The following is an 861-nucleotide window of genomic DNA, read 5'->3' on the forward strand; positions in this document are numbered from 1 at the left end:
GGTGATCTGCACGCCCGCGAGCGGCTCGAGCACCACGGGGACGGTGACGCGACGAGCGCGGACCGTCCACTTGTCCTCACCGCCGATGCGCTGCGTCTGACCCTCGACGCCGGAGTCGCCGTAGCGCGCCCAGTCCGGCGACTGCAGGTTCTGATCGGCCATGCCGCCGAGCTGCTCACGGTCGACGAGCATGGGGTTCGTTCCCGTGTAGTGCGGGCTGGTCGCCCAGGTGAACCCGTACAGGTCGATCGGGATGTTGCCCGAGATCGCGATGTTGCCGGCCTCGCGCGGCAGCGCACCGTCGTCGACGAACATCTCTAGCAGCGCCGCGAAGTCGTCGCCCGTGAGGACGACCGTGTCGAGGTCGAAGCCGAGGCCGAGGTCCGCACGCTGCGTGCGGATCGCGGTCAGCGCGCGGACGACCTTACCGGCCGTGGTCCATGCGCCACCGGGCGAGGCGAACGTCGACGAGACCACCGAGGCGATGACGGCCATGCTGACGGTGTCGACGTCGCGGATGACCGTGTTCGCCAGCTTGAGCAGCGCTCGCGTCGCCACGCCACCGCCGCGCTCGGCGATCTTCTCGTCGGTGACGTCGGTGCTGATACCGCGCTTGACCGCGCGCGCCGCCTCGAGGACGCCCTCGGGGAGAACGATCTTCGGGTAGCCCGCTCCGGGCGCGACCAGCTCGGACGCCGCGGGGGCGAAGCTGTCCTCGCCGGTCTCGTAGAAGACGCCACCCGCGGACGCGTCGAGGCTCTGCGTCAGCAGGAAGTCCGAGATGAACCGCATCTGCGAGATCTCGGCCAGTCGGCGTGCGATGAGCCGGTTGCTGCCGAGCAGGAGGCGCGCCTGCTCGGC

1 protein-coding gene is annotated in these 861 nt (G+C 70.3%); it reads right to left on the reverse strand.

The genetic code is table 11. The annotated features are described in order from the left end of the window. A partial coding sequence (locus tag LL239_RS17520) for a phage major capsid protein (protein ID WP_228164604.1) occupies positions 1–861 on the reverse strand: 861 nt, incomplete at both ends.

This window comes from Microbacterium testaceum, from assembly GCF_020781835.1.
Lineage (GTDB): Bacteria > Actinomycetota > Actinomycetes > Actinomycetales > Microbacteriaceae > Microbacterium > Microbacterium testaceum_H.